This is a genomic window from Burkholderia cepacia ATCC 25416 (assembly GCF_001411495.1).
GTDB classification, from domain to species: domain Bacteria; phylum Pseudomonadota; class Gammaproteobacteria; order Burkholderiales; family Burkholderiaceae; genus Burkholderia; species Burkholderia cepacia.
Window position 1 is genome coordinate 271,045 of record NZ_CP012982.1, and the last position, 26,731, is coordinate 297,775.

General features: G+C 67.6%; 24 protein-coding genes. 8 read left to right on the forward strand and 16 right to left on the reverse strand.

What is annotated here, in order from left to right; translation table 11 throughout:
* Positions 1-168 precede the first annotated feature (168 nt).
* The 5 genes from APZ15_RS18635 to ahpF all read left to right on the forward strand — a co-directional run bounded on the left by APZ15_RS18635 (position 169) and on the right by ahpF (position 4,359).
* Positions 169-1,065 carry a LysR substrate-binding domain-containing protein gene (locus tag APZ15_RS18635; RefSeq protein ID WP_027791289.1) on the forward strand — a complete coding sequence of 299 codons (897 nt, stop codon included), beginning with the start codon at positions 169-171 and terminating at the stop codon, positions 1,063-1,065.
* Between the two features lie 90 nt (positions 1,066-1,155).
* On the forward strand, positions 1,156-1,374 hold the full coding sequence (locus tag APZ15_RS18640; protein ID WP_021160898.1) for a hypothetical protein: 219 nt from the start codon (positions 1,156-1,158) through the stop codon (positions 1,372-1,374).
* Positions 1,368-1,733 carry a type II toxin-antitoxin system VapC family toxin gene (locus APZ15_RS18645; RefSeq protein ID WP_021160897.1) on the forward strand — a complete coding sequence of 122 codons (366 nt, stop codon included), beginning with the start codon at positions 1,368-1,370 and terminating at the stop codon, positions 1,731-1,733. The genes APZ15_RS18640 and APZ15_RS18645 overlap by 7 nt, the downstream gene beginning before the upstream one ends.
* A gap of 338 nt (positions 1,734-2,071) precedes the next feature.
* Positions 2,072-2,635 (forward strand): alkyl hydroperoxide reductase subunit C, encoded by a 564-nt coding sequence (gene ahpC, locus APZ15_RS18650; protein WP_006488685.1) that lies wholly within the window; start codon positions 2,072-2,074, stop codon positions 2,633-2,635.
* 125 nt (positions 2,636-2,760) lie between these two features.
* On the forward strand, positions 2,761-4,359 hold the full coding sequence (gene ahpF, locus APZ15_RS18655) for an alkyl hydroperoxide reductase subunit F (RefSeq protein ID WP_027791288.1): 1,599 nt from the start codon (positions 2,761-2,763) through the stop codon (positions 4,357-4,359).
* A 94-nt stretch (positions 4,360-4,453) separates the two neighbouring features.
* On the opposite strand, the gene APZ15_RS42200 is transcribed toward ahpF, so the two are convergent.
* The 8 genes from APZ15_RS42200 to APZ15_RS18695 form a co-directional block, all read right to left on the reverse strand.
* Positions 4,454-5,239, reverse strand: coding sequence for a hypothetical protein (locus APZ15_RS42200; protein ID WP_027791287.1), 786 nt, complete (start codon positions 5,237-5,239; stop codon positions 4,454-4,456).
* Positions 5,240-5,399: 160 nt separating this feature from the next.
* Positions 5,400-5,954 carry a carboxymuconolactone decarboxylase family protein gene (locus APZ15_RS18665; RefSeq protein WP_027791286.1) on the reverse strand — a complete coding sequence of 185 codons (555 nt, stop codon included), beginning with the start codon at positions 5,952-5,954 and terminating at the stop codon, positions 5,400-5,402.
* 29 nt (positions 5,955-5,983) lie between these two features.
* Positions 5,984-7,318 carry an aspartate aminotransferase family protein gene (locus APZ15_RS18670; protein WP_027791285.1) on the reverse strand — a complete coding sequence of 445 codons (1,335 nt, stop codon included), beginning with the start codon at positions 7,316-7,318 and terminating at the stop codon, positions 5,984-5,986.
* A 15-nt stretch (positions 7,319-7,333) separates the two neighbouring features.
* Positions 7,334-8,383, reverse strand: coding sequence for a C45 family autoproteolytic acyltransferase/hydolase (locus tag APZ15_RS18675; protein WP_027791284.1), 1,050 nt, complete (start codon positions 8,381-8,383; stop codon positions 7,334-7,336).
* Between the two features lie 20 nt (positions 8,384-8,403).
* Complete coding sequence (gene glnQ, locus APZ15_RS18680; RefSeq protein ID WP_027791283.1) at positions 8,404-9,132, reverse strand: glutamine ABC transporter ATP-binding protein GlnQ; 729 nt, start codon at positions 9,130-9,132, stop codon at positions 8,404-8,406.
* Complete coding sequence (gene glnP / locus APZ15_RS18685; RefSeq protein ID WP_021160890.1) at positions 9,129-9,836, reverse strand: glutamine ABC transporter permease GlnP; 708 nt, start codon at positions 9,834-9,836, stop codon at positions 9,129-9,131. The genes glnQ and glnP overlap by 4 nt, the downstream gene beginning before the upstream one ends.
* A 15-nt stretch (positions 9,837-9,851) precedes the next feature.
* Positions 9,852-10,604, reverse strand: coding sequence for a glutamine ABC transporter substrate-binding protein GlnH (gene glnH / locus APZ15_RS18690; RefSeq protein ID WP_027791282.1), 753 nt, complete (start codon positions 10,602-10,604; stop codon positions 9,852-9,854).
* A gap of 514 nt (positions 10,605-11,118) precedes the next feature.
* Positions 11,119-14,658, reverse strand: a complete 3,540-nt coding sequence (locus tag APZ15_RS18695) for an ABC transporter ATP-binding protein/permease (RefSeq protein ID WP_049097983.1) — start codon at positions 14,656-14,658, stop codon at positions 11,119-11,121.
* 119 nt (positions 14,659-14,777) lie between these two features.
* On the opposite strand from APZ15_RS18695, the gene APZ15_RS18700 reads away from it, so the two are divergent.
* The gene (locus APZ15_RS18700; protein ID WP_027791280.1) at positions 14,778-15,737 is read left to right on the forward strand and encodes a LysR family transcriptional regulator; all 960 of its coding nucleotides are present in this window, start codon (positions 14,778-14,780) and stop codon (positions 15,735-15,737) included.
* Between the two features lie 42 nt (positions 15,738-15,779).
* Here APZ15_RS18700 and APZ15_RS18705 read toward each other — a convergent pair whose 3' ends face one another.
* Positions 15,780-16,151 (reverse strand): MAPEG family protein, encoded by a 372-nt coding sequence (locus APZ15_RS18705; RefSeq protein WP_027791279.1) that lies wholly within the window; start codon positions 16,149-16,151, stop codon positions 15,780-15,782.
* 301 nt (positions 16,152-16,452) lie between these two features.
* On the opposite strand from APZ15_RS18705, the gene alr reads away from it, so the two are divergent.
* Positions 16,453-17,574 carry an alanine racemase gene (gene alr, locus APZ15_RS18710; RefSeq protein ID WP_027791278.1) on the forward strand — a complete coding sequence of 374 codons (1,122 nt, stop codon included), beginning with the start codon at positions 16,453-16,455 and terminating at the stop codon, positions 17,572-17,574.
* A gap of 136 nt (positions 17,575-17,710) precedes the next feature.
* Here the strand turns inward: alr and APZ15_RS18715 are convergent, their stop codons facing one another.
* Both APZ15_RS18715 and APZ15_RS18720 read right to left on the reverse strand, forming a co-directional pair.
* Positions 17,711-18,505 (reverse strand): enoyl-CoA hydratase, encoded by a 795-nt coding sequence (locus APZ15_RS18715; RefSeq protein WP_027791277.1) that lies wholly within the window; start codon positions 18,503-18,505, stop codon positions 17,711-17,713.
* Positions 18,506-18,689: 184 nt separating this feature from the next.
* The gene (locus tag APZ15_RS18720) at positions 18,690-20,111 is read right to left on the reverse strand and encodes an MFS transporter (RefSeq protein WP_027791276.1); all 1,422 of its coding nucleotides are present in this window, start codon (positions 20,109-20,111) and stop codon (positions 18,690-18,692) included.
* Positions 20,112-20,244: 133 nt separating this feature from the next.
* On the opposite strand from APZ15_RS18720, the gene APZ15_RS18725 reads away from it, so the two are divergent.
* Positions 20,245-21,126 (forward strand): LysR family transcriptional regulator, encoded by an 882-nt coding sequence (locus tag APZ15_RS18725; RefSeq protein WP_027791275.1) that lies wholly within the window; start codon positions 20,245-20,247, stop codon positions 21,124-21,126.
* A gap of 236 nt (positions 21,127-21,362) precedes the next feature.
* Here the strand turns inward: APZ15_RS18725 and APZ15_RS18730 are convergent, their stop codons facing one another.
* From APZ15_RS18730 to APZ15_RS18750, 5 genes are read right to left on the reverse strand one after another with little or no spacing between them, the layout of a single operon-like run.
* Positions 21,363-21,728: a response regulator gene (locus APZ15_RS18730; protein ID WP_027791274.1), complete on the reverse strand. Its 366-nt coding sequence runs from the start codon at positions 21,726-21,728 to the stop codon at positions 21,363-21,365.
* Between the two features lie 35 nt (positions 21,729-21,763).
* A complete protein-coding gene (locus APZ15_RS18735; protein ID WP_027791273.1) occupies positions 21,764-22,723 on the reverse strand; it encodes a chemotaxis protein CheX in 960 nt (319 codons plus the stop codon).
* Between the two features lie 32 nt (positions 22,724-22,755).
* Positions 22,756-23,337 carry a hypothetical protein gene (locus tag APZ15_RS18740; RefSeq protein ID WP_027791272.1) on the reverse strand — a complete coding sequence of 194 codons (582 nt, stop codon included), beginning with the start codon at positions 23,335-23,337 and terminating at the stop codon, positions 22,756-22,758.
* Positions 23,334-24,074, reverse strand: coding sequence for a methyl-accepting chemotaxis protein (locus tag APZ15_RS18745; RefSeq protein WP_370448774.1), 741 nt, complete (start codon positions 24,072-24,074; stop codon positions 23,334-23,336). Before APZ15_RS18745 ends, APZ15_RS18740 begins: the two co-directional genes overlap by 4 nt.
* A 10-nt stretch (positions 24,075-24,084) precedes the next feature.
* The gene (locus APZ15_RS18750; RefSeq protein WP_027791270.1) at positions 24,085-26,457 is read right to left on the reverse strand and encodes an ATP-binding protein; all 2,373 of its coding nucleotides are present in this window, start codon (positions 26,455-26,457) and stop codon (positions 24,085-24,087) included.
* Between the last annotated feature and the right edge of the window lie 274 nt (positions 26,458-26,731).

Consider the following 26,731-nt stretch of genomic DNA (forward strand, 5'->3'; position numbering starts at 1 on the left):
TCGGTGGATCAAATCAAAACATGAAAAATATTAAATATTGAGCACCCAAACCCCAAATACCCAATTGTTGGATGCTTATGCCGCTGGCGACACATTAACCTATATCACTGTAAATACAGGATATTTTTGTGTTGTCGCTTACCCTGATTTTTCGATAAAATTCGACACATGAAAAATATCGAACAATTGCCGCACGATCCACCGCTGCGCGCGGTGCGTGCGTTCGAAGCCTTCGCGCGCCTCGGGTCGGTGACCGCCGCCGCGGGCGAGCTCGACATCACGCCGTCGGCGGTCAGCCATCAGCTGCAGCTGCTCGAGGCGTTCATCCAGACGCCGCTGACGGTGCGCGAGGGCCGGCTGCTCGCGCTCACCGACGAAGGCCGCGATTACTACCGCTCGATCAGCGCCGCGTTCTCGGTGCTGCGCAGCGCGACGCGCTTCGTGCGCGACCGCTCGTCGCTGCGGCAGATCACCGTCAGCCTGATTCCGTTGCTCGGCATCGGCTGGTTCATTCCGCGGCTGCATGCGTTCCTGGCCGACAACACGGACGTCGACGTCACCGTGTTGTACGCGCATCACCGCAACTACCGCAGCGATGCATCGGACCTGTCGATCCGCTTCGGCACCGGCGACTGGCCCGGCTATCGCTGCGAACGCCTGCTGCCGGGCGCGATGGTGCCGATGTGCAGCCCGTCGTTCCTGAAGCGCCACGGGCCGTTCCGCACGCCGGCCGATCTCGCGCGCGCGCCGCTCGTGCACGACGAGGATCGCAGCACGTGGGTCAACTGGCTGCAGGGCGCCGGGGTGCGGCATGTGTCGCACGCGGTGGGGCCGATGTTCGAGGACGGCCAGTTGACGCTGAGCGCCGCGCGCGCGGATCTCGGCGCGGCATTGCTGCGCGCGCCGCTGGTCGAACGCGAACTGGCGAATGGCGCGCTCGTGAAACTGTTCGATCACGCGCTCGACGACGGGCGCGATTACTACCTGTGCACGCGCGAGGACGCGGACATGCCGGACGGGGCGCGGCGGCTGGCGGAGTGGTTGAGGAAGATGGCGGGGATTTGAGCGGGGTACGCTGCGCCGATTCGCTTGCTACCGTCTTGCGGCCGAAAGATCTGGTATATATGATATGCATATCATATATCGGAGGCTATCATGAGCCGAATTCTGGTCGATCTGTCGGACGGCCAACTCGACGAGTTGGCCGTCATCGTCGAGACTCAACATCGTCCCCGCGCCGCAATCATCCGCGACGCGATCGATGCCTATATTGCCTTGCACAAGCACCGGCTTGCCGACGACGTCTTCGGTCTCTGGAAAGATCGCAAGGTCGACGGGCTCACCTATCAGGAAGAACTGCGCTCGGAATGGTAAAAGCTCTCTTCGATACCAACATCCTGATCGACTATCTGGGCGGCGTGGAATCCGCTCGTGCGGAACTGGGCCGCTACGACTATCGGGCGATCAGCACGATCTCGTGGATGGAGGTCCTGGTCGGCACGTCCGCACAGGACGAGGCACCCATCCGCGCGTGGCTGTCGTCGTTCGATGTCATCGCACTGGACAGCCCGGTTGCGAATCGTGCCGTGACAATCCGCAAGGAACGCCGCATACGCCTTCCCGATGCAATCGTCTGGGCATCGGCACAAGTGAACGGTCTACTGCTCGTGTCGCGCAACACGAAGGACTTCCCTGCCACCGAACCCGGCGTTCGCGTGCCCTACAAGCTCTGAGTCAGCGCCAAGTCACCTCCGAGTCCGGAGCCCGTTGTATGCGCCGGAACTCGGCCCTCCCGCAGCACCTGATACGAACGCGCGAGACGACCATCCTGCGCACGCAATGTGCCAGCTACTCGCGCCGGCACATCACGCCAAACTGCCCCGCTGTCAACCCGCATTCATCGGCTATCCGCCCACCGCCTCACAAGCCCCCCCAAGCCCCACCCAATCAAGGGCCGGAAGCAGATAGAAATTCCCGATGCCCCGGATTGAAACAAGCAATTTCACAAGCTCAGGGTGAACCCGGATACTGGCAACACTCCACTCACCACTGAAGCAAAGGAACTCACCAGATGCCGATCATCAACACCCAAATCAAGCCGTTCAAGGCAACCGCTTACCACAACGGCGACTTCGTGCCCGTCTCGGAAGAGAACTTCAAGGGCAAGTGGTCCGTCGTCGTGTTCTACCCGGCCGACTTCACGTTCGTCTGCCCGACCGAGCTGGGCGACCTCGCCGACCGTTACGCGGAATTCCAGAAGCTGGGTGTCGAAATCTACGGCGTGTCGACCGACACGCACTTCACGCACAAGGCATGGCACGACACGTCGGACACGATCGGCAAGATCAAGTACCCGATGATCGGCGACCCGACGCTCACGCTGTCGCGCAACTTCGACGTGCTGATCGAGGAAGAAGGGATGGCACTGCGCGGCACGTTCGTGATCAACCCGGAAGGCGAGATCAAGCTGTGCGAAATCCACGACAACGGCATCGGCCGCGACGCAGGCGAACTGCTGCGCAAGGTGCAGGCTGCGCAATACATCGCGGCGCACCCGGGTGAAGTGTGCCCGGCCAAGTGGACGCCGGGCGCGGAAACGCTGACCCCGTCGCTCGACCTGATCGGCAAGATCTGACGATCGCTCCGCGCGCCTCGCACGAGGCGCGCGAGACACACGAAGACGGGCCGCCGCATGCGGCCCGCGCCCTCCTCCGGCACGACGTGCCCGACCAGAATCATCAATACGGAATCCGAAACGCCATGCTCGACGCCAATCTCAAGAACCAACTGAAAGCGTACCTCGAAAAAATCACGCGCCCGATCGAACTCGTCGCCTCGCTCGACGACAGCGCGAAATCGCAGGAACTGCTGGCGCTGCTGAACGAGATTGCGTCGCTGACGGATCGCGTGACCGTAGCCGAACGCCGCGACGACGCCGAGCGCAAGCCGTCGTTCTCGATCGGCGAGCCCGGCAAGCCGGCCGGCATCCGCTTCGCCGGCATCCCGATGGGCCATGAATTCACGTCGCTCGTGCTTGCGCTGCTGCAGACTGGCGGCCACCCGATCAAGCTCGACGACGACGTGATCGAACAGATCCGCGCGCTCGACGGCGACTATGCGTTCGAGACGTACTTCTCGCTGTCGTGCCAGAACTGCCCGGAAGTCGTGCAGGCGCTGAACGTGATGTCGCTGATCAACCCGCGCATCCGCCACGTCGCAATCGACGGCGCGCTGTTCCAGAATGAAGTCGAGTCGCGCCAGATCATGGCCGTGCCGACGATGTTCCTGAACGGCGCATCGTTCGGCCAGGGCCGCAGCAGCGTGAAGGAAATCCTCGCGAAGCTCGATACGGGTGCGAGCGAGCGTGCCGCGAAGTCGCTCGAGAACAAGCCGGTGTTCGATACGCTGATCGTCGGCGGCGGCCCGGCAGGCGCGGCCGCGGCCATCTACTCGGCGCGCAAGGGCATCGCGACGGGCGTCGTCGCCGAGCGTTTCGGCGGCCAGGTGCTCGACACGATGGCGATCGAGAACTTCGTGTCGGTGCAGGAAACCGAAGGGCCCAAGTTCGCGACCGCGCTCGAGCAGCACGTGAAGCAATACGACGTCGACATCATGGACGTGCAGCGCGCCGACGCGCTGATCCCGGGCGACGTGCACCAGATCCGCCTCGCGAACGGCGCGGTGCTGAAGGCGAAGACGATCGTTCTCGCCACCGGCGCGCGCTGGCGCGAAATCAACGTGCCGGGCGAGCGCGAATACCGCAATCGCGGTGTCGCGTACTGCCCGCACTGCGACGGCCCGCTGTTCAAGGGCAAGCGCGTCGCGGTGGTCGGCGGCGGCAACTCGGGCGTCGAGGCCGCGATCGACCTCGCCGGCATCGTGAAGGAAGTCACGCTGATCGAATACGGCGCGCAACTGCGCGCGGACGAAGTGCTGCAGCGCAAGCTGCGCAGCCTGCCGAACGTGACGATCGTCACGCAGGCGCAGACGACCGAACTGACCGGCGACGGCAGCAAGCTGAACGGGCTCGTCTACAAGGATCTGCGCTCGGGCGAAACGCAGCGCATCGATCTCGAAGGCGTGTTCGTACAGATCGGCCTCGTGCCGAACACCGAATGGCTGAAAGGTACGGTCGAACTGTCGAAGCACGGCGAGATCGTCGTCGATGCGCGCGGCGCGACGTCGGTGCCGGGCGTGTTCGCGGCCGGCGACGTGACGACGGTGCCGTTCAAGCAGATCGTGATCGCGGTGGGTGAAGGCGCGAAGGCATCGCTCGGCGCGTTCGACCACCTGATCCGGCAGGACGTTGCACCGGTTGCCGCCGCGCGACCGCAGGCCGAGGAAGCGGTTGCCGCGTAACGCGCGTCGCACATCGGCGCAACAGTTTGTCTCTCTTGGCCCCGCATGCTTTGGTCGGCGTGCGGGGCCCTTTTTATTCCAGGTGCGATCGCGGTTACTTGGTCGTGGTCGGGGCGTCGTTTACCGGCGCCGGTGACGGCGGCTTGACACTGCTCGACTGCCTGACCAGTTGCTCGGTCATCGCAGCAGCAACCGGATTCGCGCCCGACGACGAACCGCCCTGCCGGTACGACCCGGCGCTCGACGATATCGATGATGTCGACGACATCGACGACGCCGGCGGCGGCGGCAACGACGGATCGAGCTTCGCCGATTCCCTCACGAGCGCGGCCGTCTCCGGCGTTTCGGATTTCGTTGCGGAAGGCGCGGCGGCCGCGTGGCGTTCGAGACCGTCGCGCTTGCGCGGCGCGCGTTGCGTGACCTGCGCGGGGGCAACCGCCCGCGCAGGTTTCGCAGCCGGCGCTGCGGCCGGCGGGGTCGAATCCTGCGCATCGACGGTCACGACGTTGACCTTCGGCGGCGGCGCGCTCGGCTGCGCTTTCTCGCTGACGACAGGAACGGCGGGGACGGATGCGGGTGCGGCACTGACACGCGCGGGTGCAGGTGCGGGTGCGGGCGTTGCCGGGGCGGGTGGCTGCGGGGAAACGGCTGCCTGCTTCGATGCGGTATCGGCCCGCGCCGCTGGGGCCGGCGGCGCGATGGCGCCCTGCACCGCGTGATCGTTGTTCGCCGGTGCCACGGCCGCAGGTGCGGCCGAATCGCCGATGCCGGCGTCTTCGATCGCACGGTGGTCCGCGCGCAGGAGCATCACGTAGGCAGTGCCGGCCGCGGCTACCAGGAGCCCACCGGCGATCATCAAGGTCTTGCGGGTACTCGTCATGCTTGCTCACCGATCATGTCGACGTGAACAAGCCATCATACGCGGCGATCGGCCGCCGATCCCGCATGAATACATTTGGTTGCATTGTGCCGGCAGCAGGTCGTCACGATGTTCGTCAGACGTATCGCCACCCCGCTCCGGCACGGCCGGAACGCCGCCCTTACTCCGGAAACGGCAATTCGGTCTGCCCGTCCGCGCGCATGCCGAACGTGTTCAGCGTCATCGCGACGAGCGCGTAGTAGCCGAGCAATGCAACGAGATTCACGACGGTTTCGTGGCCGAAGCGTGCTTGCGCCCGCGCGAATGTCGCGTCGCTCACGCGCCGCGTGTCGTACAACTCGCTCGCGAACGCGTGGATCAGCGCATCGTCGTCCGATTCGAATGCGGGCGCGACGCCGAGTCGAATGGCGTCGGCCGTCGCGGCCGGCAACCCCGCTTCGAGCGCGATCGGATGGTGGATGTGCCACTCGGCCTGCGAGCGCCAGCGCGCGGCCGTCACGAGAATCGCGAGTTCCGACAACCGCAGCGGCAGGCCCGTGCGATAGCGGCAGAATGCGCCGAGCTTCTGCGCGTGCTGGGCCAGCTCGGGGCTCGCGATCCAGCCGAGAAACGGCCCGTTCAGGTTGCCGCGCGGGCCGCTGAGGATGTCGGCCAGCACGGCCTTCTGTGCGTCGGTGGCCGACGCGGGATCGAACGGCGGTAGTCTGTCTGTCATGGTCATGTCCCGATGAGGTGCGGATGCGTTCACGCGCCGGCCGACGCGAGCGCCGCGTCGATCGCGCCCGACAGCCGCTCGACGATCGCGTCGATCTGCTGCGCGGTGCAAATGAAAGGCGGCGCAACGAGGATGTGATCGCCGTGAACGCCGTCGATCGTCCCGCCCATCGGATACACCATCAACCCGCGCTGCATCGCTTCGCGCTTGACCGCCGCGTGCAGCTTCAGTGCGGGATCGAACGTCGCCTTCGTGTCGCGATCGCGCACGAGCTCGACGCCGACGAACAGCCCGCGGCCGCGCACGTCACCCACATGCGGATGCGCGCCGTAATGCTCGCGCAGCGACGCGCGCAACTGCTCGCCGCGCGCCCTCACGTTGTCGAGCAGCTTCTCTTCGGCAATCACGCGCTGCACTTCGAGCGCGGCCGCGCACGCGGTCGCATGACCGAGGTACGTGTGGCCGTGCTGGAAGAAACCCGAGCCGTCGACGATCGTCCGGTAGATGCGGTCGCTCACCAGCGTCGCGCCGATCGGCTGGTAGCCGGCGCCGAGCCCTTTCGCGATCGTCAGCAGATCGGGCGCGACGCCGTCTTCGTCGCACGCGTACAGGTAGCCCGTGCGGCCCATCCCCGACATGATCTCGTCGAGGATCAGCAGCACGCCGTACTTGTCGCACACCGCGCGAATCTTCTTCAGGTACGAGCGCACCGGCGGCACCGCGCCGGCCGTTGCGCCCACCACCGTCTCCGCGACGAACGCCGCGACATTGTCCGCGCCGAGCTCGACGATCTTCTGCTCGAGCTCGTCCGCGAGGCGCTGCGCATACGCTTCGTCGGTTTCGCCCGCCAGCTGGTCGCGATAGGCAAAACACGGGCTCACGTGGTGCGCCTCGATCAGCAGCGGCAGGAACGGCTCGCGCCGCCACGCATTTCCGCCGATCGCGAGCGCGCCGAGGGTGTTGCCGTGATAGCTCTGGCGTCGCGCGATGAAATGGCTGCGCTGCGGCTCGCCCTTCTCGACGAAATACTGGCGCGCGAGCTTCAGCGCGGCCTCGACCGCCTCGGAGCCGCCCGACACAAAATACACGTGTTCGAGGCCGGCCGGCGCGGCTTCGACGAGCCGGTCGGCGAGTTCCTCGGCCACGTCGGTCGTGAAGAACGACGTGTGCGCGTAGGCCAGTTGCTGCGCCTGCCGCTTGATCGCGTCGATCACGCGCTGGTTGCTGTGGCCGAGACACGAAACGGCCGCGCCGCCGCACGCGTCGATATAGCGTTTGCCGGTCGAGTCGATGATCTCGATGCCGTCGCCTGCGACGGCGACGGGCAAGGTGGCGCGCGGAGCGCGATGGAAAACGGTCGTCATGCGTTGCCTCATGGATCAGGATGCGTCGTGCGCGCGTCCGGACGGCACGATGCGCGTCGCGAAACGCTGCGTGCCTTGTTGGTGAATGGTGACGTCGATCGACGCCGCGCCGATCGCGAACACGGCCGTGGCCAGCGTATTTTCGTCGTCGGGGTCCGCAGGATCGTCGCGGTAGATCGGCAGCCCTTCCGGTGCACGATCGCCGAGCACGCGCAGCAGCGCGGCTTCATCGATCGCGTCGATACCGGGAACAAGCGCGTCGACGCGGCGCTGGCGGTCGGCCGACGATTGCGTGACGATCTGCGCCTCTGCTTCACAGCCCGGATGCACGAGATGGTTCGCGTGCCCGGCCAGCGTCGCCACGTCGACGACCGAGCAGCGCGCGGCACTCGCCTCGATGCTCAGCAGCCGCGTGTCGCCGGTCGCGCCGAGCGTATGGTGAAAGCCGCTCGCGCGCGCATTCACGCGCAGCACGTCGGCGGCCTCGTCGAGCGACGCCGTATCGAGCACGGCGCGCGCCAGGATCATGCGCGGCACGCCCGGCGCGGGCGTCCTGATCCGCAGGTTGTTGATCGCCTGCACGATGCCGGCCCGGTTCGCGGCGAAGGTGTGCCCCGGCAGCGAGCCCGGGTAGTAGAAACTGACGAAGCCCGGCTTGCCCACGGGCTGCACGTCGACGAGCAGGCAGCGTTCGCGCAGGAACGGATCGCCGTCCTCGTTGTGCGCGATCCAGCGCGTGCCGGCCGCGTCGCGCGCGGCCAGCGTCGTGCAGCCGTCCGGCGCGTTGTGGATCAGCTCGCCGCGGCAGTTCCACAGGAAGATGTCCCCGGCCGGCCAGCCGACACCCGCCGCGATCCCGTCCAGTTCCGCGACGAGATCGGGGTACGCGGCCAGCGCCGCCTGCCGCAGCGCATCGACGAACGGATGGCCGCGCCAGCGGCGCACGGCCTGCCACGCGCTGCTCTGCTGCATGTACGCATCGAACACGGGACGGGCGAGCTCGCCGAGGCGCACGCCGATGTCGAACGGCGCGCCGGCGACGACGGGGGAAAGGGAAAGCGGCATGTCGGCCATTTCGGTTTCGTTCAGGACACGTGTTTCAGGAATTCCTTCAGGCGCGGGGTCGGCGGCCGGTCGATCAGGTCGACCGGATGGCCGTCCTCGGCAATGCCGCCCTGATCCATGAACAGCAGGCGCGTGCCGACCCGTTTCGCGAAGCCGATCTCGTGCGTGACGACGATCATCGTCATCCCTTCGTTGGCGAGATCCTGCATCACTTTCAGCACTTCGTGGCGCAATTCCGGATCGAGCGCCGACGTCGGCTCGTCGAACAGCATCAGCCGCGGCCGGATCGCGAGTGCACGCGCGATCGCGACGCGCTGCTGCTGGCCGCCTGACAGCTCCGACGGGTAATGATTCGCGCGCGATTCGAGGCCGACCTTGTCGAGCAGCGCCATCGCCTGGTCGCGTGCGTCGGCACGTGACGCGCCGCGCACCTGGATCGGCCCGAACATCACGTTCTCGAGCGCGGTCATTTGCGGAAACAGGTTGAACTGCTGGAACACCATGCCGGCTTCGAGCCGGATGTTGCGGATCGTCGTCGCGTTGCCGCGCACGCTCTGGCCGTCAACAAGCAGCTCGCCGCCGGTGATTTTCTCGAGCGCGTTGATACAGCGCAGCATCGTCGACTTGCCCGAGCCGGACGGGCCGATCACGACGACCACCTCGCCCGCGTCGATCTTCAGGTCGATGTGCTTCAGCACCGGCACGTGGCCAAAACTCTTCGACACATTCCGGAATTCGATCATGCTCATAGAATTCTCATCCTCTTTTCGACGAGCCGCAGCGTCAGCGTCATCGCGCCGGTCAGCAGCAGGTAGATGACGGCCACGGCGCTCCAGATCTCGACCGCCTGGAAATTGCCCGCGATGATTTCCTGCCCCTTGCGCGTCAGTTCGCCGACGCCGATCACGATGAACAGCGACGTGTCCTTCAGGCTCACGATGCACTGGTTGCCGAGCGGCGGAATCAGCCGCCGGAACGCGAGCGGCCCGACCACCTTCAGCAGCACGCGCGGCATCGACAACCCCATCGCGAGCCCCGCTTCCGTCAGCCCCTTCGGGATCGACAGCAGCGCGCCGCGCACCACTTCCGCGAGATACGCGCCGGAATTCACCGTGATCGCGATGATCGCGGCCGTCAGGCCGTCGATGCGGATATGCGCGAGCAGCGGCAGCGCGAAGTACAGGAACATCACCTGCACGACGATCGGCGTGCCGCGAATCAACTCGATATAGACCTGGGCGAGCACGTTCATCGCCTTCGGTCCGTATGCGCGGAACATGCCCGCGATCATCCCGACGATGAAGCCGCCCACCAGCCCGAAAAATGCGATGAACACCGTCAACCGGACCCCGTCCATCAGGTCCGGCAACGCCGCCCAGATCGCCGACCAATCGAAATTCACTTGTCGCTCCCCGTTCGATTCAAGACCGGCGCGGCCGCCCGGCCGCGCCATGGTGCGCCGTCGCGCTTACATCTTCGGCGGCTCGGCGCCGAACCACTTCTTGTAGATCTGCGCGTAGCGGCCGTCGGCCTTGATCTTCACGAGCGACGCGTTGACCTTCGGCACGAGCGGGCTGCCCTTCGGGAAACCCATCCCGTACTTGTCGCCGCTGACCGGCTGGCCCGCGACCTTCACCTTGCCCTTGCCTTCGTTGTTCACGAAGAACAGCACGTTCGGCGTGTCGTGCATCGCCGCGTCGACCCGGCCGGCTTCGAGCGCGAGGTAGGCCTGGTCGATGTTCGGGAACTGGCGGATCTCCTTCGGCTTCAGGTGCGCCTTGATCCAGTCGATCGTCGCGGTGCCCGTCTTCGCGGCGATCACCTTGCCGTTCAGGTCGTCGATCGACTTGACCGTCGTGTTGCCGGTCTGCACCATCGCCGCGAGACCGCTGTCGTAGTACGGCGCGGAGAAGTCGATCGCCTTCTTGCGCTCTTCCTTGATCGTCATCCCCGACAGCGCGACGTCGATGTTCTGCGTCTGCAGCGCCGGGATCAGGCCCGCGAAATCCATCGGCTGGATCGTGTATTTCCAGCCCTGGTCCTTCGCGATCTCCGCCCACAGGTCGAGATCGAAGCCGACATACTTGTCGCCCTGCTTGAACTCGAACGGCATGAACGACGTGTCGGTGCCGACGACGAGCGTCCTGGTATCCGCGTGTGCGAGGCTTGCGCCGAGCGCGGCAACGACCGCGACGGCTTTCAGGAAGGAACGGCGACTCATGGTTTCTCTCCGCATGATTGAGCGATGTGACCGGCCAGCCGGCCGGCGGTAACGACGACATCAAGCCGCACCGCAACATGCGATGTCGAATTAGACCTTAGTGCAACAAGTGTTGTCAACCGCGATACTACGACAACAAAAAAACGCGCAACGGATAAATGCATCGAAACAAACCCGGGGCGCGCGGCGCGGATAAATCGGAGGAAAGGGAGGGTGGCGCGGGGCGAAGCACCCGGGCCAAACGGCGGCGGCGCCTGAGCGCAGTTGGCGGTGACCGGGCCGGCTTGCTGCCCCGGGGCGTCGCGCACGAGAGGAGGAGGATGGCGCGGGCGCCCGGACAATCGTCGCGGCCCGCGCATTGGGTTTGTCAGCGTGAAGCGTCGGCGATCGGGTACGGTGCCGTGCCGGGGCGGCGTCCCCCGCGACACAGGCTACCGCCGGCGTGACTCGACGAATGTTGCGGCATGCGCGCGGAACCGCCGGAAGCGAGGCCCGCGCGCCGATGCGACGTCGCTTACACCGCCACCCCGCTCGCCTGATGCGACACGAGCCGCGCATACGCACCCTGCCGCGCCAGCAGGTCCGCGTGCCGTCCGGCCTCGATCACGCTGCCCTGCTCCATCACGAGGATCAGGTCGGCATTGCGCACGGTCGACAGCCGGTGCGCGATGATGATCGACGTGCGCTGCGTCATCAGGTCTTCCAGCGCCGCGCGGATCTGCTGCTCGCTGATCGTGTCGAGGTGGGACGTCGCTTCGTCGAGGATCAGCACGGGCGCATCCTTCAGGAACGCACGCGCGATCGCGACGCGCTGGCGCTGGCCGCCCGACAACTGCACGCCGCGCTCGCCGACGCGTGTCGCGAGCCCGTCCGGCAGCCGCGCGACGAATTCGCCGAGCGCCGCATGCTCGATCGCGCGCTGCACGTCCGCGTCGGACGCATCGTTCGCCGCGAGCCGGATGTTCGCCTCCAGCGTGTCGTTGAACAGGTAGGTATCCTGCGCAACCAGTGCGATGTGCTGCCGCAGGTCGTCGAGCCGCAGGTCGCGCAGGTCGACGCCGCCGAGCGTCACGCGGCCCTGCTGCGGATCCCAGAAGCGCAGCAGCAGGCTCGCGACCGTCGACTTGCCCGCGCCCGACGCGCCGACCAGCGCGACCGTGCTGCCGGGCGCCATCTCGAAGCTCACGCGGTCGAGCGCGGGCACACTGCGGCCCGGGTACGTGAAGGACGTCGCCTCGAAGCGCACCGCCGGATCGGCGGGCAGCGCATGCGTGCCGTCCGTCACCGGCACGGGCTCCTTCTCCAGCGCGCGCAGGCGGCGCGTCGACGCGATCGTGTCGGCGAGCTGGCGCGCGACCTGGCCGATTTCGGCAACCGGCATGAAGGCGGCCACCGCGACCAGCACCAGCAGCGGCAACGACTCGCGCGGAAACCAGCCGCGCGCGCACAGCAGCGCACCGAGCGCCGCGACGACCAGCCCGCCGAGCCCGCTCGCGACTTCCAGTGCGGCGCTCTGCGTCGACAGGTCGTCGAGCAGCCTGGCGCGTTGCTTCCGGTACGCATCGACTTCGGCCACGAACACTTCGCGCCGGCGCGCGACGGCCTGGAACGCGGTCAGCTCCGCGAGCCCCTGGATCGTCTCGGTCAGGTGCGCGCCGAGCTGGCCGAGCGCTTCGCGCGCGCCGGTGCCGAGCCGGTCGACCTCGCGCCGCGCCAGCACCGGTGCAAGCCCGGCCCACAACAGGAACGGCAGCAGCGCGAGCGCGAGCGGCCACGCGACCGACGCGAGCAGCACCAGCACGGCGGCCGGCACGAGCACCGCGACGAACGCGGGCGCCAGCGTATGCGCATAGAAATACTCGACGGTCTCGACGTCCTGCGTCGCGAGCGATACGAGATCGCCGGAACGGCGGCGCAGCAGCCCGGCCGGTGCGAGGCGTTCGAGCGTCGCGAACAGTGCGATGCGCATTTCCGCGAGCAGCCGGTACGCCATGTCGTGCGCGAGCCACGATTCGAGCCAGTGCAGCACGGCCGCCACCGGCGCGATCACGAGCAGTGCGGTGACGAGCGCCGGGCTCACATGGCCGCCCGGTACCGCACCGACCACCAGCGCGCCGATCACGCCGACGCCGATGAACGCGAGCACGCGGCCGATCCCGAACAGCACCGTCAGCACGACCTTGCCCGTCCACGGCCGCACGAACCGCAGCAGCGTCCGCAGCGTTTCCGGCCAGCCGATCTCGGCCGCATCGTCGTTCAGCGGCCGCACTTGCGGGCCGGACGACGCGCGCGCGGTCGCGCCGGCCGTCGTCGCCACGCCGGCCGATTCGGCGACCGCTTCCAGTTGCGGCCCCATCAGCCGGCGATACGGGCCGTCACGCGCGATCAGCGCCGCGTGCGTGCCCTCGTCGACCACCTGCCCCTGGTCGAGCACCAGGATGCGGTCGGCGCCGATCACGCTGGACAGCCGGTGCGCGAGCACGAGCGTGGTCCGCCCGCGCGTGAGCCGGTCGAGTGCCTCCTGGATCAATGCTTCGTTCTCCGCGTCGACCGACGACAGCGCCTCGTCGAGCAGCAGGATCGGTGCGTCGCGCAGCAGCGCGCGGGCAATCGCGAGGCGCTGGCGCTGGCCGCCCGACAGCATGAGCCCGCGTTCGCCGATGCGCGTCGCATAACCGTCCGGCAGCGCCGAGATGAAATCGTGCGCGTTGGCCGCACGCGCGGCGGCGATCATGTCCGCGTCGCTCGCGTCGGGGCGGCCGAGCCGCAGGTTGTCGGCGACGCTGCCGTCGAACAGCGTCGCATCCTGCGCGACGACCGCGATCATCTCGCGCACCTGGCCGGCATCGAGCGTCCGCACGTCGCGGCCGCCGATGCGGACCGCGCCGCCCTGCGCATCGTGCTGACGCAGCAGCAGGCGCACGATGGTCGATTTGCCCGCGCCGCTCGGCCCGACGATGGCGACCGTCTCGCCCTCGCGAACCGAGAAGCTCAGCGCCGCATGCGCGTCGGCGCGACGCCCCGGATACGCGAAGCTGACGGCGTCGAACGCGATCTCCGGCCGCAGGCCCTGCACGCGCGGCGCATCGGTGGAAGGCGTGTGGCTCCGCGCGTCGAGCAGCGCATGGATCGCATTCGCCGCCGACTGGCCGATCATCCCCTGATGCAACACCGACCGCAGGTCGCGCAGCGGCCGGAAGATCTCGCTGCCGGCCATCAGCACGATCAGCAGCGCCTCGAGGCTCATGTCGCCGTGCCGCACGCGCCACGCGCCGACCGCGATCGCGGCGGCCGCGCCGAGGCCGGTGCCGAGATCGGTGAAGAGCCGCGTCAGCAGGCCGAGCGCGAGCACCCAGAACGTGCTGTCGGACAGCGCGCGTGCCTTCGCGGCCAGCTTCGCGCCGAACGCCGTGCCTTGCCCGAACGCCTTCAGCGTCGGCAGGCCTTGCACCGCGTCGAGAAACTCCTCGCCGAACGCCTTGAACGCGGCCGAGCGCGCGAGCGCCGCGCGCTTGTCGGCGCGATGCACGAATTGCGGCAGCGCGAGCGTGACGAGCGCCGCGACCAGCAGGATGGCGGCCGTCGGCACGTCCCACCACGCGAGCACCGCGAAGATCATCACCGGCGCGCAGGCGGCGATCACGAGCTGCGGCAGGTAGGTGCCGAAAAAGGTTTGCAGCTGCTCGACGCCGTCGACGACGGCCAGCATCACGCCGCCCGTGCGTTCGCCGCTGAACCATGCGGGGCCGAGCGCCGCGATCCGGTCGAACAGCCGCGCGCGCAGCGTGGCCTGCACGCGCCCGGCCGTGTGCTGCGCGAGCACCGTGCGGCGATGGTCGAGCCACGCGCGCAGCAGCACGCAGGCCGCCGTTGCAACGACGGCTTCGCCGATGCTGCGCGCCGGCGCGCCGGAAAAGACCAGCGCCAGCACGCGGCCGAGGAACACGAAGCGCAGGATCCCGACACCCATCGCGAGCAGTCCGAGCGCGACGGCCGCGGCGACCCGCCAGCGCAATCCCGCCATCATTGCCCATAGTCGTCGGTCGAAATACATGAAGCCCTCCGGTAGTGTCTGGTTGCATTTTTTCTTGACCGGATCGAGGCTACCCGCGCGGCCCGCGCGCGGCAAAAGATGATTTTTCAACGGGTGTTGAGTCAACTACAATACCCGCCATGTCGCACCTCCCTCCCCTCAGCGCGTTGCGGGCTTTCGAGGCGGCCGTCCGCCTCGGCGGGTTCGCGCGCGCGGCGGTCGAGCTGAACGTATCGACGAGCGCGGTCAGCCACCAGATTCGCGCGCTCGAGGAATCGCTCGGCGCGCGGCTGCTCGAACGCAGCACGGGGCTCGGCGGCATCGGCCTCACGCCGGCCGGCGAGCGCCTGCTGCCGGCCGTCAGCGATGCGCTGTCGCGCCTCACCGATGCCTGCGCCGAGATTCGCGGCACCGCGCAACGGCTCACCGTCTCCGCCAACGCGCCGTTTTCGGCAATGTGGCTCGCACGCCGCCTCGCGGAATTCTCGTCGCTTCATCCCGACACGCCGCTGCACGCCGTCGTGCTCGACGACGAACCGGATTTCGCGCGCAGCGGCGTCGATCTGGCGATCGTGCACGTGCCCGCGCACCGGCTGCGGGACGACGACGACGTGCTGATCCGGGAGACGGTGTTCCCGGTGTGCAGCCCCGAGCTGTTTCCGTACGCATCGGGGCACGTGTGCCGCTCGCGGCTGCTGCAGGAGATGCACGAGAACAGCCCCGAGATCGACTGGCACAACTGGGCATCGGAATTCGGCTTGCCGGACGACTTCGAGACGAAGATCGTCCGTTACAGCAGTTTCAGCCAGGTGATCGGCGCGGCGGTCGGCGGCGCGGGCATCGCGCTCGGCCGCGTGCCGCTGATCGAGCCCGAACTGCGCAGCGGGCGCCTGGTGCCGCTGGTGCCGGGCCTCGCACGCGATGCGTCATGGCGCTTCGTGCTGCGTCGCAACCCGTCCGCGCGGCACCGGCTGCTCGATCCGTTGATCGCGTTCCTGCGTCGCGAAGCCGAAGCCGAAGCCGCGCCACCCGCCACGCGCGCGAAGATCGTTGCGCCCGCATCCAACGACAGCCACGCGCGCGGCGCGGGCGGCGCCTGACGGGCCGGCGCACGAAGCCGGCCTCGCCTTGCCTGCCGGCGCCTACGGCGCAGCGAAGAACAACGCGACCACGCACGCCATCCCGCCGAACCACACGAGCGAACGCAGCGACGCCCAGTTCAGCAGGTACATCAGCAAGTAGACGATCCGGATCGCGACGAACGCCATCGCGAGCTGGTCGACGCGATGCACGTTCGCGCCGTTGTGCCATGCCACCACCAGCGCGGCCGTGAACAGCGCGAGCGCCTCCCATGCGTTCTGGTGCGCGGCCTGCGCCCGCGCGCGCCAGCCTTCGAGCTTCGCCAGGTAGTCGCGCGGCGCGCGGTTGTCGTAACCCTTGCGGGCCTTCGCGAGAAACGTCATCGTGAACGGCAGCAGCGCGACGATGAACAGGCACAGCTGGGACGTCGTCATCAAAAGTCTCCTCCTTTATCGTTACATTGATCAATGACAAGATCGCCGAGAGCTTAGCATTGCGTCATGCCGTTCGCGCACCGGTTTTCTAGACGGGAGACTCGGCTGCGCGGCCTGTCGACAGCCGCGCCCAGCCGGGACGAACACAAAAATTTCCACCAAATCGTCGACAAATACGTTAATTAAAACTGGTCGAACACCAATAAGATAGCGTTCAACACTGGCCCGGCGTGTTTTCGCGCCGGACTGCCGAACCCACGCCGCCGCGCGCGCCCAACGACATCCGATCCGAGACATCGCCATGCCCCGTCCCATCGTCGCCCATATCCGCCCTGACGCCATCCGCCACAACCTCGACTTCATCCGCCGCACCGCCGCGCAATCGCGCGTGTGGGCCGTCGTCAAGGCCGACGCATACGGCCACGGCATCGAGCGGATCTATCCGGGCCTCGCCGCCGCCGACGGCATCGCGCTGCTCGACCTCGACGAAGCCGTGCGCGTGCGCGAGCTCGGCTGGGACAAGCCCGTGCTGCTGCTCGAAGGGATCTTCGAGCCGGCCGACGTCGAGCTGGCCGACCGTCATCGGCTGACGGTGTCGGTGCACTGCGACGAACAGCTCGACCTTCTAATCGCGGCAAAGCCGCGGCAGCCGATCGACATCCAGCTCAAGATGAACTCCGGGATGAACCGCCTCGGCTACCGGCCCGACGTTTTCCGCGCGGCGTGGGAGCGCGCGGCCGGCGCGCCGTCGATCGGCAAGATCACGCTGATGATGCATTTCGCGAACGCCGACGAAGGCCAGGCCGACTGGCAGCTCGAACAGTTCGATGCGGCCACGGCGGGGATTCCCGGCGAGCGCTCGACGTCGAACTCGGCGGCCGTGCTGTGGCATCCGCACGCGCACCGCGACTGGGTGCGGCCCGGCACGATCCTGTACGGTGCATCGCCGACGGGTGCGTCGCGGGATATCGCCGACACGCCGCTGATGCCCGCGATGACGCTGACGAGCAAGATCATCGGCGTGCAGACGCTCGCGCCGGAAGAAACCGTCGGCTACGGCCGCCGCTTCACGGCCGACCGGCCGATGCGGATCGGCGTCGTCGCATGCGGTTATGCGGACGGCTATCCGCGCCACGCGCCGACCGGCACGCCGATCGCGGTGGACGGCGTGATGACGCGCGTCGTCGGCCGCGTGTCGATGGACATGCTGACCGTCGACCTGACGCCGTGCCCGGACGCGGGCATCGGGTCGAGCGTCGAGCTGTGGGGCGACCAGGTGAAGGTGGACGACGTGGCGGAAGCCAGCGGCACGATCGGCTACGAGCTGATGTGTGCGCTCGCGCGCCGCGTGCCGGTCGTGATCGTGCCGCCCGGTGCGTCGGGCGAACAGCCGGCGCTGCGGACCGGAAGCTACGGGCGCTGACCCGAGTCGCTGCGGCGGCGCGCTGCAAGTGCCGCTTCGGTTGCGGGCTGCCTCGGGCAGCCCGTTCGTTTTCCGGTGTACGGGACAGGCCCGGGTTACGGCCCTTCCGCGCCGTTCGCCGGCCTTCGACGTCGCACTACGAACGCCACGTCGGCTTGCGCTTCTCGAGGAACGCGTCGATCCCTTCGCCCGCATCCTCTTCCATCATGTTGCGCGCCATCACGTCGCCCGCATACGCATAGGCTTCGTCGAGCGGCAACTCGCGCTGGCGATAGAACATCTGCTTGCCGTACCGCACCGCGGCCGGGCTCTTCGCGACGATCTCGGCGACCTTGCGTGTGACGGCCGCGTCGAGCGCGTCCTCGGGCACGGCCTCGTTGACGAGCCCCCACGCGGCGGCCGTCGCCGCATCGACGAAACGCCCGGTCACGAGCATGTCGAACGCGCGCTTCGCCGTGACGTTGCGGCTCAACGCAACGGCCGGCGTCGAACAGAACAGCCCGACGTTGATGCCCGATACCGCGAAGCGCGCGGTATCGGCCGCGACGGCCAGATCGCACGCGGCGACGAGCTGGCAACCGGCCGCCGTCGCGATGCCGTGCACGCGTGCGATCACCGGCACCGGCAACGCGCGCATCGCGAGCATCACGCGGCTGCACTGCGCGAACAGCGTGCGGTAGTAATCGAGCTCGGGTGTGCCGCGCATCTGCCGCAGGTCGTGGCCCGCGCAGAACGCCCGGCCTTCGGCGGCCAGCACAACGCAGCGCACGTGCGGATCGGCCGCCAGCGTATCGAACGCATCGTGCAGGCTCGCGAGCATCGCCTCGGATAACGCGTTGAATTGCTGCGGGCGATTCAGTCGCAGCGTGACGACGCCGTCGTGCGCGTCGTGCAACAGGATCGGCTCGGCAGTCTCTTGATGGGATTCCATGATGATTCGCTCGACGGGGTTCGGCAGGATTCGGCGCGGCGCGAACGGGCGGCGGTGATGCACGCCCGTTCACGGCACGGTGTTGAAATCGTCCTCCACATTCCGTGCGGCGTCCAGTCGCGCGGACGCGCATGCATGCGCAGTAGCCGGCGTGCCGTCGTGCAACAACCAGGCGACTCGCGCATCAACCGCGCCGTTGCGCGGCCCTCGCCGTGCCTGCCGTCCGCGCGGCAAGAGCGGCCGTCGCATAGGCGATACAACCGACCGCCGCGATCGCCCATAGGGCGGCGGTCGGATTCGGCAGCAGTATCGTCGCGGCGCTGGCGATGGCCACACCGAACAGGCTGCCTGCCTGTCTCGCCGCATTGAGGAATCCCGACGCCACGCCCGCCGCGTCCGCGGGCACCTGTTCGAGTACGGTCGCGATCATCGGCGCCACGGACAGCGCGGTCCCGGTGCCGAACGCGGCCATCGCCGCCCAGGCCACCGGCCACGGCGCACGCAGCGTCAACGCGGCCGCGAGTGCCGGCATGGCCAGCGCCGCCATCCCGAGACCGTTCGCCATCAGCCGGACCGGATGGACACGGCCTTGCAATTTTCCAGACAGCAGATTGCCGAGCGACAGGCTCAGCGCGAACGGCAACAGCGTCAGCCCCGTCTGCCGCGCGCTCATGCCGAAGCGCCCGTGCAGGTACAGGCTCAGGACGAACAGCAGGCCGAAGTACCCGACATAAACGAGGCTGCCCATCAGGTTCATCGCGACGAAGGTGCGATTGCGAAACCACGCCAGCGGAACCATCGGATCGCGAGCACGCCGTTCGATGATGACCAGCGCGCCGGCGGCAAGACCGGCGACCAGCAGCGCGCCCCGGACTTCCGCCGCACCCGGGCCGCGCGTCGGCAGCTCGATCACGGCAAAACACAGCGCACCGAGCGCGATCGCACCGACACACTGGCCGGCCCAATCGAATTGGCGCGCATGCCGCGCGACCGACGCCCGAACGAGCACGGCCGCCCCGGCAAGAGCGACCGCGCCGGTCGGCACATTGATCAGGAATGCGCTGCGCCAGCCGAAATCGTCCACGAGGACGCCGCCCAGCACCGGGCCCACAGCCACCGCGACCGACGCGATGCCCGCCCATACCGCAATCGCCCGCGCCCGCTCGGCAGGCACGTCGAAGGTGCTGCGCACGACCGCGAGCGACGCGGGTAAAAAGAGCGCGGCGCCCATGCCCTGCACGAATCGCGCGGCCACGAGGACGGCCACGGACGGCGCGAAGCCGCATCCGGCCGATGCCGCGACGAACAGCGCCAGCCCCGCGAGATAGACGTGCTTGGCACCGAACCGGTCGGACAGCGCGCCGCCCGCGAGAATCAGCGCGGCGAAACTGAGCGTATACGCGTCGACGATCCACGCGAGCGCCGCGACCGTCGCACCGAGATTCGCGCGCATCGCGGGCAGCGCAACGTTGACGATCGTCGTATCGAGTACCGCCATGAACATGCCGATCGCGACGAGCGCAAGCGTGAAGCGGCGTTCGCGGGCCGTCGGGCGGCACGCTGTCGTGATGGATACGGGAAGGGAAACGGGATGGCAATCGGGCATGAAACCTCCAGGCAGATCCCGGGAGTCTAGAAACGGCGCACGATGCAGAAAAGTGATAATTTCGCATTTGCCTGATGCAGATATGCATCTCCACTCCCCGCCGCCGCCCTGCCCGATGACACTGCCGACCCGTATGAACTGGGACAACGCCCGCTTCTTCCTGGCCCTTGCGCGCACCGGCACGCTTCGCGGCGCCGCGGCGCAACTGAACGTCGATCAGGCGACGGTGGGGCGTCGGATCGCCGCGCTCGAAGACGAACTCTCGGCCCGCCTGTTTCTCCGAACCCCGACCCTCTATGTGCTGACGACCGCGGGCGAAGCGCTGCTCGAACCCGCCGAAACGATGGAACGGGCATCGCTCACCATCGAGCGACGCGTGATGGGGCTCGACGAGCAGCTTGCCGGGTCGGTGCGCATCGCCACGACCGACTCGCTCGGCAAGCGTTTCGTGATTCCCGCCATCGCCAGCTTGCGGCGCAGGCATGCCGGCATCGACGTCGTGTGCGTGACGTCGGCCGAAATCGCCAATCTCACGCGCCGCGAAGCGGATCTCGCAATTCGCACGTTGCGGCCGGAATCACCGGACCTGATCGTCAGGCGGCTCGGGCATCTCGAAACGGGCATCTACGCATCGCGCCGCTACCTGGCCGAGCGTGGCGAACCGGTCGCAGGCAGTGCGTTCGAAGGACACGACCTGGTGATGTACCAGCAGCCGGTGGTGCCGACGATGTGGGACGCCCTGTGCGGCGAACCGACGTCGCGCGGCCGCGTGATGTTCCAGACATCGTCGACGATGATGCTGGTCGAGGCCGCGCTTGCGGGGCTCGGCATTGCGGAGCTGCCGTGCTTCCGCGCCGAAGCCGAGCCGGAACTGGTGCGCCTCATGCCCCGACGATGCAATCATTTCGACGTGTGGCTCGTCGCGCATGCCGATCTCTACAAGACCGCACGCGTGCAGGCGGTGATCGAAGCCGTCGTCGACGAATTCGCGAGCGCCGCGCCGGACGCCCGGTAACGAACGGGGGACCGCTTCAGCGCGCGACCGGGAGCCGCCCGCTGCGCCACCCGCGCCCGCCCGGCCACAGATGCCCGACGCCACCGAGGAAAAGACGGCACCCATGGCACCAATGGCCAGCACACCGCCCCGGATCGCGCCGAACGTATTCATCCGCGCAGTCATCGCGGGCGTCTGCGGTGCGGAGCGGACCTCGACCGTCGCACCGTCCTGCAAGCTGACGTCGCCGACGCGCGTCAGCCCGCGAGCTTCTTCAACGCCTCGAGCACCGCGTCGCCCTTGAACGGCTTCACGATCCATCCCTTCACGCCGGCGGCCTTGCCGCGCTCCTTCATCGCCGGGCTGCTTTCGGTCGTCAGCATCACGACGTTGACCGTCGAATTCGCCAGTTCGCCGCGGATCTTCTCGACCATTGTCAGACCGTCCATGTTCGGCATGTTCACGTCGCTGATCACGAGGCGCACGCCGGGCGTCGCCTTGAGCTTCGCGAGCCCGTCCTTGCCGTCGACGGCCGTCGCGACGTCGAGCCCGTGATTGCGCAGGAAGCCCGCGACCTCGTCGCGCACCGTGCCCGAATCGTCGACCACCAGAATCTTTGCCATGCTGTATTCCCCTTTCCTTGTTGCGACTTCAACATTCAAAACAGTTCGAGTTCACCCGATTCGACCATCGGTCCGACGTCCTGCACCGATTCGCGGAAATCCTCCGGCGACCAGCTCAGGCTGAACACGAAGCGCTGGTCGATGCAGACGGCGCGCCCCGATGCCGGATCGGTCATCCGGTACTTGAAGCAGAGCTGCGGGCAGTCGCCGCCGAACGAGATGAACTTCTGCTTGTGATTGACGACGAGCGGCACCTGCACCGGATGGCGCGCCAGCGCCTCGGCGTCGCCGAGATAGCGGTTCTTGAACGCGCCCCACACGAGATTGGTGAGCTCGCCGAGCATGCTGTTCACGTCGCGGAAATCCGGCGCGCGGCCGGCGTCGCGCGTGCCGCCGAGCATGTCGAGCAGCGGCTGCTCGCTCGTCTGCAGCAGCATGTAGCCGCGGCACCACGCACTTTCGAGTGCGATCAGGCTGAACACTTCGCCGAAGATGATCTGGTCGCGCACGATGCACGGCGTTTCGTGCTCGATCGTCATGCCCGGGAACAGGCCGTCGAGGCGCGCCTCGGTGATCTCCGAGATGCCGCGCACGAGCGCGTTCGGGTAATCGCGGCCGAACAGGTATTCGTCGATCGCGCGCTTGAGCGGCGTCATGTCGTCTGCGACGTAGGCCGCGCACGCAACGCGCGCGAGCGCCTCCGGCAACCCGTCGCGCGACGCGTGCGCGTCGCGGCGCAGGATGATCGGCAGCTCGGGGCGCAGCGCATCGATCTGCGTCGCGATGATCGCGCTCTCGGCCGGCGAGCCGCCGTAATCCTCGGCCAGCAGGATCGCGCCGAGGTCGATGTTCGAGCGCAGCACCTTCAGCAGCCGGTTGCGCCGCACGGTCAGGCCGACCAGGTTGTGCTCGTCGCAGAAACGCTTGATCGCGTCGGCGTGCGCGCGACTGTCGTCCAGCACGAGCACCTTGCTGACGGGTTGGTCTACGGTCATCTCAAGGTTTCCTAATGGTCGGTCGGGGTCGGTCAGAACAGTTCGAGCTCGCCGCCGCTTTCCATCACGGCCGTGTCAGGCACATGGAAATCGACCGGCGCGTTCGCGCATACGCACAGCGTCGCGCCGACCCGCACGCCGCCGTCGAGCGTCAGGTCGTAAGCGGCCACGTGATCGGGCGATAGCGCGCCCAGGTAATCGATGCTCGATCCGCTCAGCAGATAAGGCGTCGACATCCCCAGGTCGGGAAACGGTGCGGTCAGCGCCTGGTTGATCGCGCCGCAGCACAGGTTCGCGACTTCCATGAACGCTTCGGGCAGCGGCCGCTGGCTGCCGGTGCCCGCTGTCGCGCCGGCGAAACGGCGGCGCGTCGCGTCGTCGTCGCTGAAGCGCAGCGCGAGCAGCAGGCGGAAATGCAGCGCCGAGATCGTCAGCGCCGCGACGTGCTCGGGCACCGTCGGCTTCGCGCGCGACTTCGCGTGCGCGCGATCGTGCCCGTCATGCGCCGCGCCGGCGGACGGCCGGATGTCGCACGCACCGCCGGATGCGAGCCGCGTGCGCGCCGCATCGAAGAAAATCCGCTCGAAACCGGCTTTTGCCTGCGCGCTGATCACGCCGCGCCTCCGTCGATCCGCGCGTGCAGTTGCCCGGCCAGCGCCTCGACGGTCGCCAGCGCGGCCGTGATCATCTTGCCGCCGGCCTGGATGTCCTGGAACGTCGCGGCCGTCACGAGATCGTTACGGTTCAGGCTGTCGCGATAGCTGTTCGACAGTTGCTGCGAGCGCGCGGCCAGCCCGCGCACCTCGCTCGCGACGATCGAGAAGCCGCGCCCGGCCGTGCCGGCGCGCGCCGCCTCGATCGACGCGTTCAGCGACACGATCGACACGTGCGCGACGATCGCCGACAGCTCCTGGTTCTTCGTGCGCATGTCCTGGTTCTGCGTGGTCAGCGAGATCATCTGCTCGTGCCAGCGCTCGAAGGTGCCGGCGAGCCCGCGCAGGCGCGCGGCTTCGTCGGCGATCTTCTGCGCGTGCTGCGCCAGCGCGGTGCGATCGGCCGACATGGCCTGCAGCGCGTCGCGCTGCGTGCCGGCCGCGGAAGTCTCGCGTGCCAGCGCATCCTCGAGCTGCGCCTCGCGGTGCGCCCATGCGTCGGCCGCCTCCGCGTGCGCGGACGCCGCCTGTTCGGCACGCTCGCCGGCCGCGTCGAGCGCACCGCGCAACGCATGCGCATCGCGCTCCAGCGCCGCGACGAGCCGCTTGCGCATCACGCGAAATGCGATCGCCGCCACGATTGCGACGACTGCGCCGCCCGCCAGCGCGGCGGCCATCTGGATCATCCACGCCTGCACGATCACTTCGTCACTCCACAACGCCGACGTCCGCGCTGCGCGCGCGCTCGTGCGCGGCACCGTCCGCCGCGAAGCGGGCCGGCAACGACACGATCGTTTCGAATGCACGGTACGGCGCGCCGACACGATCGTCGGTGAAGCGCAGCGCGATATCGCCACCGTCGCGCTTCAGGAAGTTGCGCACCGCGTCCATGCCGACGCCGCGCCCCGACACTTCGGTCACGGCACTCGCGGTCGAGAAGCCGGGGCGGAAGATCAGCTCGGCCACCGCGTCGTCGGACAGCGCCGCGTCGTGGTCGGCATCGATCCAGCCACGCTCGCGCGCGATGCCGCGAATCCGGTCGAGCGCGAGGCCGCGGCCGTCGTCGCTCAGCACGAACCACAGCTCGCCGCCGCCCACGCCGACCGCGATGTCGATCGTGCCGGATGCCGCCTTGCCGGCCGCGCGCCGTTCGTCGGACGATTCGATCCCGTGGTCGATCGCGTTGCGCAGCAGGTGCATGAACACGTTCTTCAGCGTCGCGACGATTTCGCTGCGCACGCGCTGGCCATGGCTGTCGATATGCACGACGGGCGCCGGCTTGCCGAGTTCGGCCGCGAGCGACGGCAGCGACTCGATCACGCCGCCGAGCGCATCGCCGATCCCCTGCGTGCCGAGCTGGCTCAGCATGCGGCGTACGGCATCGCGTGCCGCGTGCCAGTCGGCCGCGTTCGCCGGATCGGCGCCGTCGAGCACGCGCAGGCTCTCGCTGATGTGCGCGCGCTCGACCATCAGGAAGTCGGCGCCGCCCTGCACCGCGTCACCGCTGCGGCCCAACGTGACCGCATTGATCGTCGCGTAGTGCTCGACGGCCTCGCGCACGCGCGCCAGGTCGTCCATCAGCGCGTCGCGGTTCCACTCGGGGCCGCCGTCCGCGCGGCGCAGCGAGTCGTACGCCTGCTCCGCTTCGTGGACGATGTTCGTCAGGTGCTGGAGGCTGTACGTGCGTGCATTGCCCTTGATCGTGTGCATGTTGCGGAACAGCGCCGCGACGATCGAGTGATCGGCGCGCTCGTGCTGGCGGATCATCCGCTCGTTCTCGCTGAGGAAACCCTTCGCGCTGTGCACGAAGTCGTGGAACTTGTCCTGGCTGATCGACAGGATCTCGCCGATCATCTCGAGGCGGCGCTGCTGCTCGCCGGCCTGCGCGGTCAGCTCGCGGATCTCGGTCACGTCGCGCACGCACAGCATCAAGCGCACCACCGTGTCGGTCTCGTCGGTGATCGCCGACCAGCTCAGGTCGAGCCACTTCTCGCGGCCGTCCGGCATCCGCTTCGCGACTTCATTCACCAGCAGGTGCTCGTTGAACTCGAAGTTCATGCTGTCTTCGCCGAGGCACGCATGCACGGCCGCGTCGACCTGCGAACGCGCGTCGGCGCCGATCGCCGAATCGTCGAACACGAGCGCCATCAGGTCGCGGCCGGCGATGTCGCTCGTCTCGAAGATGGTCTCGAGGTACGCCGAATACTCGGCATGCACGACGCCGCCTTCGACGACGGTCAGGATCCCCTGCTGCATGTTCTGCAGCATCGCCTGGATGTCCGCCGTCTTCTGCTTGAGCTGCGCGGCGTTCTCCTGGATCTTCTCGATCATCCCGTTGAACGCGACGATCGAATGGCCGATTTCGTCCATCCGGCCCACCGGTACGCGGCGCGTGAAATCCTGGCTCGCCGCGATCTCGCTCATCGCCGTCTGCATCCCGATCAGCGGGCGCGTGATCTGGCGATACAGCAGCAAGCCGAGCGCGGTCAGCAGCACGATCACCGTGCCGGCGACGCCCGCGATCGCGGTCGCCGTCGTCGAGAGCATCCCGTTCAGCGCGCTGATCGCGACGTCCTTCTGGCGGTTCTTCTCGACGCGCAGCGTGTCGACGATGCTTTCGAGTTCGTCGCGATACTGCGCGACGTTCGCGAACAGGTACGCCTGCGCCATCTCGGGCTTGCCGTCGGCCTTCATCTTCACGGTGTCGTCGATCGCCGCGAAATAGTTCGCGGCGCTGTCCTTCGCCTGCGACACGAGCCCGACCTGCGCCTGGCCGACCGCCGACTTCGCCTGCACGTCGAGCGCGGCGCGCAGCGCGGCCTGCTTCGCCTTCAGCTCGTCGCGCGCCTGGGCGGCGGTATTCGCGTCGGGCGCGTAGACGAGCGTCATCGTCGCGATCTGGATGTTCTTCACATCGGCGACGAGATCGGCCGACGCGAGCGCGCTCGGCACGATGCCCTGGGTGACCTGACGCACCTCCGACGCGCTCTTGCGCGTCTGGTACACGGCATAGATGCCGATCGCGGACAGCGCGAAGAACGTCAGGACGACTAGCAGCGTAATGCGATGACGGATGGTCATGAGTACAGCTCCCCGCAGCGATCCGGCTTCGATCGCCGTTTGGTCTATTGAAAGAATGTGAGCGCCGAATTATCGGGGATGGTGTATGACGCTCCGATGACCGGAAATCAATCGTTCATTGATAAAAATGCAATGAATAATTGTGGCGAAAGAACCCTAAAGTATTGCCGGGATCTGCCGTTAACCCTCTGCCTCTGGGCTTCTGTCGGTGCCTGTGCGTGACCGGAAATCCGGGATACGGATATATTTTTATTTATTCGATCCGCGAATTAAC